This is a genomic window from Actinoplanes sp. NPDC051537, from assembly GCF_055586105.1.
Genome location: NZ_JBVJIU010000001.1, coordinates 378,957 through 393,141, shown reverse-complemented (window position 1 = coordinate 393,141; position 14,185 = coordinate 378,957). Strand labels below are relative to the sequence as shown.

Annotated in this window: 13 protein-coding genes; 9 read left to right on the top strand and 4 right to left on the bottom strand. The window is 73.9% G+C overall.

Translation table 11 applies throughout. The features are described from left to right. Positions 1-70: 70 nt before the first annotated feature. Positions 71-1,108 carry an FAD-dependent oxidoreductase gene (locus ACZ6TB_RS01815; RefSeq protein ID WP_465549460.1) on the bottom strand — a complete coding sequence of 346 codons (1,038 nt, stop codon included), beginning with the start codon at positions 1,106-1,108 and terminating at the stop codon, positions 71-73. 92 nt (positions 1,109-1,200) lie between these two features. Here ACZ6TB_RS01815 and ACZ6TB_RS01810 point away from each other — a divergent pair, with 92 nt between their 5' ends. After that, a complete protein-coding gene (locus ACZ6TB_RS01810; RefSeq protein ID WP_465549458.1) occupies positions 1,201-2,529 on the top strand; it encodes a diguanylate cyclase domain-containing protein in 1,329 nt (442 codons plus the stop codon). Positions 2,530-2,536: 7 nt separating this feature from the next. Here ACZ6TB_RS01810 and ACZ6TB_RS01805 read toward each other — a convergent pair whose 3' ends face one another. Together ACZ6TB_RS01805 and ACZ6TB_RS01800 are read right to left on the bottom strand one after the other, a co-directional pair. After that, a complete protein-coding gene (locus ACZ6TB_RS01805) occupies positions 2,537-3,379 on the bottom strand; it encodes a M15 family metallopeptidase (RefSeq protein ID WP_465549456.1) in 843 nt (280 codons plus the stop codon). After that, positions 3,380-4,396 carry an NADPH:quinone reductase gene (locus ACZ6TB_RS01800; protein WP_465549454.1) on the bottom strand — a complete coding sequence of 339 codons (1,017 nt, stop codon included), beginning with the start codon at positions 4,394-4,396 and terminating at the stop codon, positions 3,380-3,382. A 104-nt stretch (positions 4,397-4,500) separates the two neighbouring features. On the opposite strand from ACZ6TB_RS01800, the gene ACZ6TB_RS01795 reads away from it, so the two are divergent. The 6 genes from ACZ6TB_RS01795 to ACZ6TB_RS01770 are packed head-to-tail and all read left to right on the top strand — an operon-like array spanning position 4,501 to position 10,441. After that, complete coding sequence (locus ACZ6TB_RS01795) at positions 4,501-5,061, top strand: hypothetical protein (protein WP_465549452.1); 561 nt, start codon at positions 4,501-4,503, stop codon at positions 5,059-5,061. Then, positions 5,058-6,137 carry an efflux RND transporter periplasmic adaptor subunit gene (locus tag ACZ6TB_RS01790; protein ID WP_465549450.1) on the top strand — a complete coding sequence of 360 codons (1,080 nt, stop codon included), beginning with the start codon at positions 5,058-5,060 and terminating at the stop codon, positions 6,135-6,137. The genes ACZ6TB_RS01795 and ACZ6TB_RS01790 overlap by 4 nt, the downstream gene beginning before the upstream one ends. Next, entirely contained in the window at positions 6,134-6,814 is a 681-nt protein-coding gene (locus ACZ6TB_RS01785; RefSeq protein ID WP_465549448.1) for an ABC transporter ATP-binding protein, read from the top strand. Before ACZ6TB_RS01790 ends, ACZ6TB_RS01785 begins: the two co-directional genes overlap by 4 nt. Further along, positions 6,811-7,995: an ABC transporter permease gene (locus ACZ6TB_RS01780; RefSeq protein ID WP_465549446.1), complete on the top strand. Its 1,185-nt coding sequence runs from the start codon at positions 6,811-6,813 to the stop codon at positions 7,993-7,995. The genes ACZ6TB_RS01785 and ACZ6TB_RS01780 overlap by 4 nt, the downstream gene beginning before the upstream one ends. After that, positions 7,992-8,672 (top strand): response regulator transcription factor, encoded by a 681-nt coding sequence (locus ACZ6TB_RS01775; protein WP_465549444.1) that lies wholly within the window; start codon positions 7,992-7,994, stop codon positions 8,670-8,672. Before ACZ6TB_RS01780 ends, ACZ6TB_RS01775 begins: the two co-directional genes overlap by 4 nt. Continuing rightward, on the top strand, positions 8,669-10,441 hold the full coding sequence (locus ACZ6TB_RS01770; protein ID WP_465549442.1) for a sensor histidine kinase: 1,773 nt from the start codon (positions 8,669-8,671) through the stop codon (positions 10,439-10,441). The genes ACZ6TB_RS01775 and ACZ6TB_RS01770 overlap by 4 nt, the downstream gene beginning before the upstream one ends. A gap of 7 nt (positions 10,442-10,448) precedes the next feature. Here the strand turns inward: ACZ6TB_RS01770 and ACZ6TB_RS01765 are convergent, their stop codons facing one another. Beyond that, positions 10,449-11,711, bottom strand: coding sequence for an ROK family transcriptional regulator (locus ACZ6TB_RS01765; protein ID WP_465549440.1), 1,263 nt, complete (start codon positions 11,709-11,711; stop codon positions 10,449-10,451). A gap of 238 nt (positions 11,712-11,949) precedes the next feature. On the opposite strand from ACZ6TB_RS01765, the gene ACZ6TB_RS01760 reads away from it, so the two are divergent. Next, on the top strand, positions 11,950-13,230 hold the full coding sequence (locus tag ACZ6TB_RS01760) for an ABC transporter substrate-binding protein (protein ID WP_465549438.1): 1,281 nt from the start codon (positions 11,950-11,952) through the stop codon (positions 13,228-13,230). A gap of 21 nt (positions 13,231-13,251) precedes the next feature. Then, positions 13,252-14,181, top strand: a complete 930-nt coding sequence (locus ACZ6TB_RS01755; RefSeq protein ID WP_465549436.1) for a carbohydrate ABC transporter permease — start codon at positions 13,252-13,254, stop codon at positions 14,179-14,181. Positions 14,182-14,185 lie beyond the last annotated feature (4 nt).

The following is a 14,185-nucleotide window of genomic DNA, read 5'->3' as shown; positions in this document are numbered from 1 at the left end:
CCCCTCACGCCGCACAGTCCGGTCGACGGGGATATCGGCAGGCCGGGCGCCGACTTGAATGGTCTGACCGTCACACCAGGTATTTGGCCAGGGCGGCGGCGGCCTCGCGACCGGCGCGGTTGGCGCCGACGGTGGACTGCGACGGGCCGAACCCGATCAGGTGCACGCGCGGCTCGGCGGCGACCCGGGTGCCGATCATGCGGATGCCGCCGTGCTCGTTGCGCAGGCCCAGCGGGTCGAGGTGGGCGAGGGCGGCCTTGAAGCCGGTGGCCCAGAGGATGGTGTCGACGGCGGTGAACGAGCCGTTCGCCTCCCGTACGCCGTGGGGCTCGATCGCGGCGAACATCGGCCGCCGGTCGAGGGCGCCGCGTTCCCGGGCCGCCAGCGCGTACGGGGTCCAGGCCAGATCCGTGTAGGAGACCACGCTGCCGGTGGGCCGGCCGGCCTCGACGTCGGCGACGACCTTGGCGATGATCTCGCGGCCCGCGACCTCCGGCTCGAACGGGCCGGCGCGGAAGACCGGTTCCCGGCGGGTGTACCAGAACGTGGTCGCGACCCGGGAGATCTCCTCGAGCAGCTGGACGGCCGAGATCCCGCCGCCGACCACGGCCACCCGCCGGCCGGCGAGCAGGTCGGCCGACACGTACTCGTGGGTGTGCAGCTGCAGCCCGGCGAAGGTCTCCTGCCCGGGATAGTGCGGCCGGACGGGATTGGTCCAGGTCCCGGTGGCGTTGATCACCGCCCGGGCGAGCCGGCGGCCGCGGGTGGTGTCGACGATCAGCCGGCCGTGCGGATCTTGATCTTCCGGTCGTACGGAGGTGACGCGCACCGGCCGCTGGATCGGTAGCCCGGCCTCGCGCTCGAAGGAGGCGAAGTAGCGGGGCACGGCCGTGCGGCTGGGCTCGTCGGGGTCCAGCGGCGGCCGGGGGAAGCCGGGCAGGTCGAAGATGCCGTTGACGGTGGCCATCCGCAGCGAGTCCCAGCGGTGCTGCCAGGCGCCGCCGGGTGCCGCCTCGGCGTCGAGGATCGCGAAGTCGAGCCCGCGGCGGCGCAGGTGATAGCCCGCCGACAGTCCGGCCTGGCCGGCGCCGATGACCACGACCGTCACGTTCCCCACCTCCAGTTGCTTGACGCAGCAACTATACCGCGGGTTCGGCCGAATCCGCCGCGCGGGCGACGAGCGATCTCGATAATGAGGCGGTGCGCAGCTCGCATGCGGAGGCGATCGCGGAGGCCTACGCGCTCGTCGAGCTCGTGCAGGGGCGGCACGACGACGGCCGGATCGACGCGCTCGACCTGGTGGCCGCCGCCCGGGGCTGGGCCGACGTGCGCATCCTGCTGGACTTCGCCCGGTCGCTGGCGGCTCCCGACGACGGGGCCCACGTGACCGCCATGATCGAACGGGCCGGGGCGCTCGACGACCCGGTGCTGCTGGCGCTCGCCTGGGCCACCAGCGCCAACCGCCGCACACTCGGCCGGCGGTCGGTCACCGAGGACGAGTCGGCCGCGATCCCGCTGGTGCGCGCGATCGTGCTGCTCGACGCCGAGGGCGGGCCGGTCGTGCACCGGGTCGCGGCGCTGATCGAGGTCGCCTCGGTGCTGCACGCGCTCGGGTTCTGGGAACTGGCCGTCGGGCACTACGCCGTGGCCGAGCAGGAGCTGGCCGCCGAGCCCGACCCGCACTGGCGGCCGACCCTGCGCCGGCAACGCCGGGCCGTCGTCTACAACCGGACCGACCTGGCCCTCGACTGGGCGAGCGCGCACGCGATCGTCGGCGACTGGCCGGCCGCCGCCACCCGCGCCGCGGCCCTGCTGGAGACCACCGGCGAGGGCGTCGACCGGGACTGGCCGGAGAGCTGGGTCGCCGAGCACCGCGCGCATCGGCAACTGCTCGCCGCCCTGGCCGGGACCGAGGGCACGCCGGGAGATGGCGAGATCGCCGCTCTCGGCCGGGCCATCCGGGCCGCCCGGTCCGGCGACGACCGGCGCGCCGCCGAGCTGGCCGGGCCGGTGACCGACCTGTTCCGGTCCCGCGTGCCCAGCAACACCCACCTGCTGTGCCTGCGCCTGGCCGCGCGGCATCCGGACACCCCGCCGGTCGCCGTGCGCTACGCCGACGAGCTCGCGGCCCTGCGCTGGAACAACCGGCTGGACCGGCTGGCCGCCGTCCGCGACGCCATCGCCGTGGAACGCCGCCGCCGCGACCACGACCTGCTCCAGCGGCAGATCCTGGTCGACGACCTGACCGGCCTGGCCAACCGGCGCGGCTACCACACCTACGTCGCCGGCACCGTGCAGTCGCCGGCGGCGGCCGAGGGCTACGCGGTGCTGATGATCGACGTGGACCACTTCAAGGCGGTCCGCAGCTATCCGTGGACCGAGCTGGCGCCCGGCCTGGCCGTCTCGATCAGCGTCGGCGTCCACCACGGCCGCCAGCAGGAGCTGCCGGCCCTGCTCACCGGCGCCGACCGGCACCTTTACCACGCCAAGAACAACGGCCGGGGACGGCTCGCCACCGGGGCGACCTGAGCGGGCATCAGCCGCCGTTGGCCGAGAAGTGCATGAAGTCCTTGAGCGAGCGGTAGTCGCCGCCCCACTTCCAGCCGATCGCGGCGAACGCCTTCACCACCGGCCCGCCCGGCTCGATCATGCCGGGCCGGACGTCGCCGCGGTCGAGGTACGAGGTGGCCAGCTCGGGCAGCACGACCTGGCGCTTGTGGTACGGGTTCTGGAACGGGTCGACGTCGACGGCGAGCCCGTACGCGTGCTGGGACCAGACCTTGGCGCCCCGCACCGGCCGGCAGGCGAACCCGTCGGTGGTGTTGCCGTCCCCGGTCGGCGGCGCGTTCAGCTCGGCCACGCTGGTCACCCGCATGCTCTCGATCGGGTACCGCTGGGCGAACAGCCGGCCGAACACCGTGACCAGCCCGTCCGCCGCGCTCTTGTGGACCAGCAGCTCGCCGGTGTGCGCGAGGCCGTCGAACCCGCGGAAGCCGACCGTCACGTACCGCAGGTCGGTGGCCTTCACCGGGCAGGCGCCGGTCCAGGTCGACCGGGCGAGCACGCTCGCCGGCACCGCCTCGATCGTGGCGTGGAAGGCGCCGTCGGCGGGCGGCGGCAGCTCGTCGGTGGTGCGGAACGACCGGTGCCGCAGCTCGGGCGGCGTCGTCCGGGCCGCCGCGTACCCCTCCGGCCCGGCCGGCAGCACTCGCGTGCCGAGCCAGGCCGGGGCCGCGGTGGCGCCGCCGGTCCGGGTCGCCGACGGGCTCGGGCGCGGCTGCGCACTCGGCGAATGGACAGCCGGGGGAGCGGCCGGCGGCCCGGAACAGGCCGCCACGAGCCCACAGGCCAGGGCCGCCATCAGCCCGCGCCGCATCATCTAGGCCACGTCGACCAGGACCTTGCCGACCACGCCGTTCTCCACGGCCCGGTGGGCGTCGGCGGTCCGGTCGAGCGGGAACCGCACCAGCGGCAGCCCGTGCTCCTCGCCGACCGGCAGCGCGCCGGCGCCGACCGCGGTGGCCACGTCCTCGGCCGCCGCCGACAGCGCCGCCGGGCCGACGGTGTAGAGCACCAGGAACTGGAAGCGGGTGTTGAGTGTCATGTTCTGCCGCACGTCCAGCGAGACCGGCTTGCCGCCGTCGTTGGCGTACGTCGCGATCGTCCCCCGGGTGCGCAGGACGGCCAGGTCGAGCGCCAGGTTCGCGCCCAGGGCCACCTCGGCCACGATGTCGACGCCGTCCGGGGCGACCTTCCGGATCTCCGCGGCCGGGTCGCCCTCGCGGTAGTTGATCACGTGGTGGGCGCCGGCCGCCGTGGCCAGCCGCGCCTTCTCCGGCCCGCTGATCGTGCTGAGCACGGTGGCGCCGGACCAGCGGGCCAGCTGGATGACCGCGTGCCCGACCGCCCCGGCCCCGCCCGCGGCGAGCACCACCTTGCCGTCGAGCGCGCCCGGACCCAGCCGGCGCGGGCCGTCCTCGGCGACGGTGAGCGCCCGGTGCGCGGTCAGCGCGGGCACGCCGAGCGAGGCGCCGAGCTCGAAGCCCGCCTCGTCCGGCAGCGGCACGGCCCTCTCCGCGGGCACGACGGTGAACTCGGCCGCGGTGCCGGTCGGCCGCCCGGCGGTGGCCATGAACAGCCACACGCGCCGGCCGACCCGCTCGGCCGGCACCCCGCCGCCCACCGCGTCGATCGTCCCGGCGCCGTCGAGGTGGGGTGTGACCTCGGGAAACTGCTTCGGGTTGGTGGCACCGGCCCGGGTCTTCCAGTCGGTCGGGTTGACCCCGGAGACGGCGATCCGGACGCGGACCTCGCCGGGCCCGGGCTCGGGCAGGTCACGGTCGGCGTGCTCGAGAACCTCGGGGCCGCCGTTGTCGCGATAGATGATGGCCTTCACCCGGCCGATTATCCGCGCGGCCGGTGTTTCCGGCACCGCGGAATGTTCTTCCGGGGCTGACCGCCTAACAGCTTCCTGACAATCGTCGGCCAGGGTCGGTCGCCATGACAGCGAAGAGAATGGCCGTCGTCGTTGCCGCGGTGCTCGTCAGCGGCGCCTGCGGCAGCGGCGGCGGCAACCCACCGGAGAAGACGGTCGCGTCGATTCCCGAGGCCGCCGCGACGAGCACGTCGAAGGAGCCGGTCGTCGACCGGACCCTGCCGCTCGGCGCGAGCCAGCAGGAGATCGACCGGGCCTACGCCGCCTACTACGCCTGCTGGACGGCGCACGGCGTCCCCTCGACCAGGAGCGGCAACGCCGACGGGGGGCCGCTGCTGACGTACAAGCTGAATCCGAAGAAATACCAGGCGGCGGTGGACGCCTGCGCCGACCGGGAGCCGCTCAACGCCCCCGAGCTCGACCCGCAGCAGAACCCGGACTACTGGGACGACCTGCGCGACGAGCTCACCTGCGTGAAGGCCAAGGGCCTGCCGCTGGCGATCGTCCCCGGGCAGCAGGGCCTCTGGGTGCGCCCGGCGACGGACGCCAACTACCGCAAGGTGCAGAGCGACGCGGCCATGCAGATCCAGCGGGACTGCGAACTGCGGGCCTACACCAAGAAATGAGACGTACGCGCATTGCCGCCGGCCTGGCGACGCTGGTGATCGTGGGCGCCGGCGTCTACCTGCACCACGCGCGCACGACCGGTGCGCCCGCCCCCACGCCGGCGGCCGGGCACGTCGCCACCGCCAAGGTCGTGCGCGCCGACCTGTCCGACTACTGGACCGAGACCGGCGCGGTCGGCTACCGCAAGCAGCGCACCCTCCGCGGCGCCGCGCCCGGCCTGGTGACCTGGCTGCCCCGGGCCGGCGCCGTCGAGGGCCGCGGCGACACCCTGTTCCGCGTCGACGACCGGCCGGTCACGCTCTTCTACGGCTCGACGCCGATGTTCCGCGACCTCGGCACGGCCGGCCTCATCGGCCGCGACGTCCGCGTGCTGGCGACCAACCTGCGGGCGCTGGGCTATCGGACCGGGGAGCAGCCGGCGTACGTCGGGAAGACCCGGGTGACCACGCAGGAGGCCGTGCTCACCGCCGATCTGATGGCCGCCGTGCGGCGGTGGCAGGAGGCCCGGCACATCCGGCCGGCCGACGGCGTCGTGAAGCTCGGCGACATCCTCGTGCTGCCCGGCAAGGTGCGGGTCGGTGCGGCCACGGCCCGGCTCGGCGACGACGCCACCGGCAACGTGATGGCGGTCAGCGACCAGGCCAAGGCGGTCACGGCCGAGATCGACGCGAGCCGGGCCGACGACGTGCGGGCCGGCCAGAAGGTGCGCCTCACGCTGCCCGACAGCAAGACCACCACCGGCACCGTCGCCTCGGTCAGCACCGTCGTCACCGCCGATCCCGGCGAGAACGGCGGCGAGGGGCCCAAGGTGCAGGTCGTCATCGCCGCCGACAAGCCGTCCGCGATCGCCGCGCTCAGCTCGGCCGACGTCGAGGTGCGGTTCACCGGGACGACCGTGCGCGGCGTCCTCGCCGTCCCGGTCGGCGCGCTGCTCGCCCTCAGCGGCGGCGGCTACGGCGTCCAGGTCGACGGCGGCGCGCTCACCGCGGTGCGGGTCGGCCTGTTCGCCGACGGCATGGTCCAGGTCACCGGCACGGGCCTCACCGCCGGCGCGAGCGTGGTGACGACGTCATGACCGCGGTTCTCGAGATTCAAGAGGCGACCATGGTGTACGGCGGAAGCGTGCTCGCCCTCGACCGGGTGACCCTGCGCATCGAGCCGGGGGAGTTCCTGGCGATCCTCGGGCCGTCCGGGTCGGGGAAGTCCACATTGCTCAACGTCATGGGCACGCTCGACCGGCCGACCAGCGGCGTGATCCGCATCGACGGCGCCGACGTGACGACGTTGCCCGACCGGAAGCTGTCCGGCCTTCGGGGCCGCCGGCTCGGCTTTGTCTTCCAGCAGTTCCACCTGATCGACGGCCTGACCGCGGCCGAGAACGTGGCCACCGGCCTGCTCTACGCCGGGGTCGCCCGCCGGCATCGGCCCGGACGCGCGCTGGCGGCGCTCGACCGGGTCGGCCTCGCGCATCGGGCCGGGCACACCCCGGGACAGCTGTCCGGCGGGGAACGGCAGCGGGTCGCGATCGCCCGGGCGCTGGTGAACGGGCCGGGCCTGGTGCTGGCCGACGAGCCGACCGGCGCCCTCGACGCGGCCACCGGCGCCGCCGTGCTCGACCTGCTCGCCGAGCTGAACCGGGCCGGGACCACGATCGCGCTGATCACCCACGACCGCGACGTCGCGGCCCGGGTGCCCCGGCGGGTCCGCATCCGCGACGGCCGCGTGGTGTCCGACGAGGGCGGTCGCGCGTGACCCGCCTCGCCCCGGCCGACCTGCTCGGGCTGGGACTGCTCGGGGTCCGTACGCGCAAGGTCCGCGCCGCGCTCTCGGCGCTGGGGATCGCCATCGGGATCGCCACCCTCGTGGTCGTCACCGGCATTCCCGCGTCCAGCGGCAAGGCCCTCGACCGGCGGCTCGACGCCCTCGGCACCAACCGCCTGCAGGCCGCGCCCGTGCCCGACCGCGACCCGCCGGTCGTGCTGCCGGCCGAGTCGGTCGACATGGTCGCCCGGATCGGCCCGGTCACGGTGGCCAGCGCCGTCGCCGACTTCGGCCGCACGGTGGCCCGCTCCGACCACGCCGCCCCCGGCGACTTCAACGCGCTCGCCGTGCTGGCCGCCAGGACCAACCTGCTCACCGCGATCAACGGCCGGGTCCGCGCCGGCCGTTTCCTGGACGACGCCATGTCCCGTTTCCCGACCGTCGTCCTCGGGTCGGTGGCCGCCGAACGTCTCGGCTTCGCCGGCCTCGACCCCGGCCGGCCCGTCCAGGTCTCCGTCGGCCGCCGATCCTTCACGGTCATCGGCATCCTCGACCCGGTTCCGCTCGCGCCCGAGATCGACCGGTCGGTGCTGATCGGCTGGGACGCGGCCGGGCGCTGGCTGCGGTTCGGCGGCCACCCCACCCGCATCTATCTGCGGACCACCGACGACCAGGTCGAGGCGGTGCGCGGGGTGCTGGCCGCCACGGTCGACCCCGAGCACCCCGGCGACGTCCTGGTCAGCCGCCCCTCGGATGCGCTCGGCGCGAAACGGGCGGTGCGGCAGACGTTCGGCGCGCTGTTCCTCGGCCTGGCCGGGATCGCCCTGCTGGTCGGCGGCATCGGCGTGGCCAACACGATGTACATCTCGGTGCTGGAACGCCGCCGCGAGATCGGCCTGCGCCGGGCCCTCGGCGCGAGCCGCGGTCAGGTCCGCGTCCAGTTCCTCACCGAATCCCTGGTTCTGTCGGTGCTCGGGGGCGCCGCCGGTATCGTCTTCGGCGTGCTGGCGACGGCGGCCTACGGTGCCGTGCAGGACTGGCCGCTGGTCATACCCGGCCGGTCGACCGTGGGCGGTCTCGCCGGCGCGCTGGCCGTCGGCGTGCTGGCCGGCGTCTACCCGGCGATCCGGGCGGCCCGGCTGCACCCGGCCGAGGCCCTGGTGAGCACGTGAGCGCCCGGCGGATCCTGGTGGCCGAGGACGACCCGCGGCAGGCCGAGGTCGTGCGGCGATACCTGGCGGCGGCCGGCTACCGGGCGACGATGGTCCACGACGGGGAGAGCGCGCTGCGGCACGCCCGCGAGCACCGGCCCGACCTGGTCGTGCTCGACGTCATGATGCCCGGCCTGGACGGCCTGACCGTCTGCCGCAAGCTGCGGGCCGAGTCGGACGTGCCGATCCTGATGCTGACCGCCCGCGCCACCGAGGACGACCTGCTGACGGGGCTCGAGGTCGGCGCCGACGACTACCTGACCAAGCCGTACAGCCCGCGCGAGATGACGGCCCGCGTCCGCACGTTGCTGCGCCGCACGACACCGGCGTCCGTGTACGAGATCGGCCCGCTCCTGGTCGACCCGGCGCGCCACCGGGCGTTCGTCGACGGCCAGGAGATCGAGTGCACGCCGGGCGAGTTCGCGATCCTGGCGGCGATGGCCCGCGAGCCCGGCCGTCTGTTCAGCCGTGCCCAGCTGCTGAGCCACACCCGCGGCCTGGACCGCAGCTCGACCGAGCGCACCATCGACGTGCACGTGCTCCACCTGCGCCGCAAGATCGAGCGGGACCCGAAGCGCCCGATGTACCTGCGCACCGTCTACGGCGCCGGCTACCGGCTGACCGGCGAGGCGCCGTGACCGGGCGGGTGCCGCTCCGGCACAGCCTCATCACGCGGCTGCTCGCCTTGGTCATCGGGGTCACCGCGGTGGCCGTGGCCGCCACCGCGTGGCTCGCCACGCAGACCGCGACCCGGGCGATCCGGCAGGAGCAGGGGCGGTCGCTGGCCGGGGAGATGGGGCTCTACGAGGCGCTGGTCGGCTATGCCGCCACGCACCGGGACTGGTCCGGGGCCGGGCCGCTGCTGCGCGCGCAGGCGGCCGAGCTCGGGCGGCGGGTCACGCTGACCACGCCGCGGCGGCAGGTCATCGCCGAATCGGCGCCGGGGCCGGCGCTGGACGCGACGCTGCCCTCGGCGACCGTCGACCCGCTGCGGCTCGACCTCGGCGTGACCGGCGGGACCGAGGGCGTCGACGCGCGGGTGGTCGGGCCGTACCGGCTGACCGCGACCGAGGTCACCTCCGTCCGGAAGATCGCGCACGACGTGCTGACCTGCCTGTCGCTGACCGGGGTCGAGGGCCGGATCGTCGCGTCGGCGAGCGGGCGGCCGATGGTGGCCATCGCCCGGGGCGGCGATCCCAAGGGCGCGATGAGCCAGTGCGCGGCCGGCTACCAGGGCTGGAGCATGCCGACCGAGGAGAAGGCGATGCGTGCGCTGGCCGAGCTGACCGCCACCTGCCTGGGCCGGCCGGACGCCGGCGACATCGCGATCAACGTCGACTGGCAGACGCAGCCGCCCACGTTCGCGGCCATCGACGGCTCCCTGCATCCGCGCGGCGGGGCCGAGGTGCGCTCCTGCTTGGACCAGGCTCGGCGGGCGCAGCTCCAGCCGTACACCGCGCCGGCCGCCCTGCTGTTCGTCACCGATCCGGACACCGGCCTGTCGCGCACCACGTTCACCCTGACCCGCGGCAACGTCGAGCGGATCGCCGCCGTGACCGGGGCGGTGCTGCTGGTCGCGATCCTGGTCACCGTTCTGGCCGGGCGCCGGCTGGTGCGGCCGCTGCGGGCGCTGACCGAGAGCGCGGCCGGGCAGGCCCCGGCGCCGGTCACCACCCGCGACGAGATCGGCTACCTGGCGAAGGCCCTCAACGAGGCGACCCGCCGTCGCGACGAGGCCGAGGCGCAGCGGCGGGCCATGGTCGGCGACGTCGCCCACGAGCTGCGCAACCCGCTCACCAACGTGCGCAGCTGGCTGGAGGCGGCCCAGGACGGCCTGGCCCGCCCGGACGCCCGGCTGCTGGCCCTGCTGCACGACGAGACCGTGCTGCTCCAGCACATCATCGACGACCTCGCCGATCTGGCCGCCGCCGACGCCGGCACGCTGCGCCTGCACCCCGAGCCGGTCGACCTGCGCGAGGTGCTGGATCAGGTGGTGGCGGCCCACATCAGCGCGGCCGGGACGGCCGGGGTGGCGCTGGCCGCCCGGTTATCGGAATCGGTCACGGTGCCGGCCGATCCGGTGCGGCTCCGGCAGCTCGTCGGCAACCTGGTCTCGAACGGCATCCGGCACACGCCGCCCGGCGGCTCGGTCGAAGTGACCGGCGCGGCCGCGGGCGACGACGTCCTCATCACGGTGCGCGACACCGGGCACGGCATCGAGCCGGATCATCTGGCCAAGGTCTTCGACCGCTTCTGGCGGGCCGACGAGTCCCGCAGCCGCGCGACCGGCGGGAGCGGCCTCGGCCTGGCCATCGCCCGCCAGCTGGCTCGCGCCCACGGCGGCGACATCACCGTGACGAGCAGCCCGCGTGCGGGCGCGACGTTCACCGTCAGGCTGCCGGGCTGAGTGAGGCTCAACCGGCCGGGCTGACGGAGGCGAGCGAGGGCCGGCCGGCCGGGCTCGAGTGCGGCAGCCAGCGGGCCAGCCGGTGCGGCGCGAACAGCTCGTCGACCACCAGGTGCACGGCGCCGGTCAGGCCGGTCGCCTCGTCGAGGGTGGCCGGCTCGATGCGCAGGGTTCGGGTGGCCAGGGGCAGCGAGCGGCGCTGCACCGACTCGCGGATGGCGGCGATGACGTAGTCGCCGGTGCGGGACACCTCGCCGCCGAGCACCACCAGCGCCGGGTTGTAGAAGCTCACCAGGGTGGCGAGCGTGCCGCCGACGAGCTGGCCGGCCCGGATCAGCAGGGCCTGGGCGGCCGGGTCGCCCTCGTGCGCGGCGGCCGTCACGTCGGAGGCGCGCAGCGTGCCCCGCGCGGCCAGCATCGCGGCCATCGCCGGGCTGCCGCCGGTCTCGGCCAGCCAGCGCCCCTCGCGGGCCAGGGCCGCGCCACCGGCGGCGGCTTCGAGGCAGCCGGCGTTGCCGCACCGGCAGATCACGCCGCCGGTCTCGGCCGCCGCCACGTGCCCGATGTCGCCGGCGCAGCCGTTGGTGCCCCGGTGCAGCCGGCCGCCCGAGATCAGGCCGGCGCCGATGCCGGTGCCGATCTTCACGTAGAGGAAGTCGCGGGCCGCCGCGGCCGCCGGGTTGGCGTGCAGCTCGCCCAGGGCCAGCAGGTTCACGTCGTTGTCCACCCAGGTCGCGGCGCCGTAGCGGTCCGCGAACCGGTCCCGGATCGGGTAGCCGTCCCAGCCGGGCATGATCGGCGGGGCCACCGGCAGCCCGGTCGCGAACTCGACCGGGCCGGGCACGCCGATCCCGACGCCCCAGACCGCGCGCCCCTCCGCGCCGCGGGCCAGCAGCTCGTCGACGACCTTCTCGGCGTGCCCGAGCACCGTCTCGGGGCCGTCGCCGACCTCGATCTGCTCCTCGCTGCGGGCCAGCAGCCGGCCGGCCAGGTCGGCGACGCCCACCTCCATCCGGGTCGCGCCGATGCCGATGCCGACCACCAGCCCCGACTCGGCCCGCAGTCGCAGCTGCCGGGGCGCGCGGCCGCCGGTGGACGGGCCGACGCCGGCCGTGGTGACCAGGCCGGCCGCCTCGAGCTCGGCGATCCGGCTCGCGACGACGCTGCGCCCCCAGCCCACCTGCTCGGTGAGCATCGGCTGGGTGACGCCGTGCCGGCCGCGGATGGCCATCAGCACGGCGGCCAGGCTCTCAGTTCGCTCGATGGGCACGGCGGTCCTTCCTCGCGCGTTTCGGGCGGATTACGAGATCAGTCCGTTCATCCGGAGACCGGCGAAAGTTACCCCGGCCGGCGACGGAAAGCGATGCCGGGAGTCGCTCCCGACGCGGTGGGAGCGCCCTGACCGTACCCCATCGACCTGCCTTATTCCGGCTATCAGCAAAACTTATGTTGTTTTTCAACAGAACTCGTGTGACGCTCAGCACCAGCCAACGACCGAAGGGCTCACCATGACGTTCTCGACAGCCCGCCGCCCCGCCGCCGCCGTGGCGCTGCCCGTGGTGGCCGGACTCCTGCTCGCCGCCTGTGGCGGTGGCGGCAGCGACTCCGGTGGCGCCGAATCGCAGACCATCACGTTCTCCTACGCCAGTGCCAACACCACCGAGATGGCGTACGAGACGCTCGCCAAGGACTACATGGCCGCGCACCCCGGGGTCACCGTCAAGACCAACCGGGTCGCGCTGAACGCCTACAACTCGACGCTGACCACCCAGGTCCAGGCCGGCAACGGCCCGGACGTCATGTACATCACCGCCGGCACCGGCCAGGCCGCCTCGATCGGCCAACTCGCCAAGGCCGGCCACCTGCTCGAACTGCCCGACGCCGCCGCCGGCATCCCGGCGGGCGAGATGGAGGGCTACTCCTACAACGGCAAGGTCTACGGGGTGCCGAGCGCCACCGCGATCAGCGGCATCGTCTACAACGACGTGCTGGCCAAGCAGAACGGTGTCACGATCACCGCGAGCTCCACCCTGCAGGACGTCATCGGCCAGTGCGGCAAGGCCAAGGCGGCCGGCAAGTCCATCTTCGGCCTGGCCGGCTCGATCCCGGAGAACACCGGGATCATGGCCATGGAGATCGCCTCCTCGACCGTCTACGGCGCCACGCCGACCTGGAACGCCGACCGGGCCGCCGGCAAGGTGAAGTTCGCCGACACCCAGGGCTGGAAGGACGCCCTCCAGGCGGTCCTGGACCTCAACGCCGCCGGGTGCTTCCAGGCCGGCGCGGCCGGCGCCGGCTTCGACGCCCTCACCAACGGCGCCTCGCAGGGCAAGCTGTTCGGCTTCTTCGCGCCGAGCGGGGCGACCAAGGACATCATGGACGCCGCCCACGGCGCCGTGAAGCTCGTGGCGCTGCCGTTCCCGGCGCCGACCGGCAGCAAGACCTACATGGCGGTCACCTCCGACCTCGGCCTGGCCGGCAGCAAGAAGACCAAGAGCCCGGCGCTGGTGCAGGACTTCATCAAGTTCTCGGTGACCCCGGCCGAGGCCAAGAAGTTCGCCGAGGCCCAGGGCAGCATCCCGATCGGCGCCACCAAGGCGTCCGACCTGCTGCCGCAGTACGCGGGCGTCGCCGACCTGCTCTCGAGCGAGCAGTACCGGCCCTACGGCACCGACGGCTGGCCCAACGGCCAGATCTACGCGGCGCTGGGCCAGGGCGTCACCGGCCTGCTGACCGGCCAGAAGTCGATCGACGACGTGCTCAAGTCCATGGACTCCGCCTGGGGCTGAGGCCCCCGAGAGGACAGCGTCATGACCACGATGGAAAGAACAGCCAAGCCGGTGACCAAGCCCGCGGACCATCAGAACCGACGGAACCGCTCCTATCGGGTCGGCTACGGCCACTGGTGGTGGGCCCTTCCCGCCGTGCTCCTGATGCTCGCCCTGATCTACGCCACCACCGCGGGCGGCGCCTTCTACGCCTTCACCAACTGGTCCGGGATCGGCTCGTTCGACTTCACCGGCCTGGCCAACTTCAAGAAGATCCTGCAGGGCGAGGAGCTCACCGGGTCGCTGGTCAACACGCTGGTGCTGGCGTTCGGGTTCCTCGTCTTCACCAACGTCTTCGGCCTGCTCTTCGCGCTCGCCCTGAACCGCGGGCTGAAGTCCCGGTACGTGCTGCGGACCCTGCTGTTCATGCCGGTCGTCATCGCGCCGATCGCCGTCTCGTACATCTGGAAGTTCATCTTCGCCTTCGACGGCCCGCTCAACCAGACGCTCGGCGCGGCCGGGCTGAAGAGCTGGCAGCACGACTGGCTGGCCAGTCCCAAGCTGGCGCTGGCCTGCGTGCTGGTCGTGATGGTCTGGCAGAACACCGGCTTCGTCATGGTCATCTACCTGGCCGGCCTCGCGACCGTGCCGATCGAGCTGGAGGAGGCGGCCGCGCTCGACGGCGCCGGCAAGGTGCGCCGGTTCCGGGCGATCACGGTCCCGATGATCCAGCCGTCGATCGCGATCGCCACCACGCTGATGCTCATCCAGGGCCTGCGGATCTTCGACCAGGTGCTCGCGCTGACCGGCGGCGGCCCGGCCGGCGCGACCCAGACGCTGGCCACCGAGGTCTATCAGCAGACCTTCGTCTACAGCAATTTCGGGTTCGGCGCCGCGCTCGCGCTGGTGCTCAGCGTGCTCATTCTGGTTTTCACCGTCATCCAGCAGTACGCCACCCGCGACCGCGCCTAGAAAA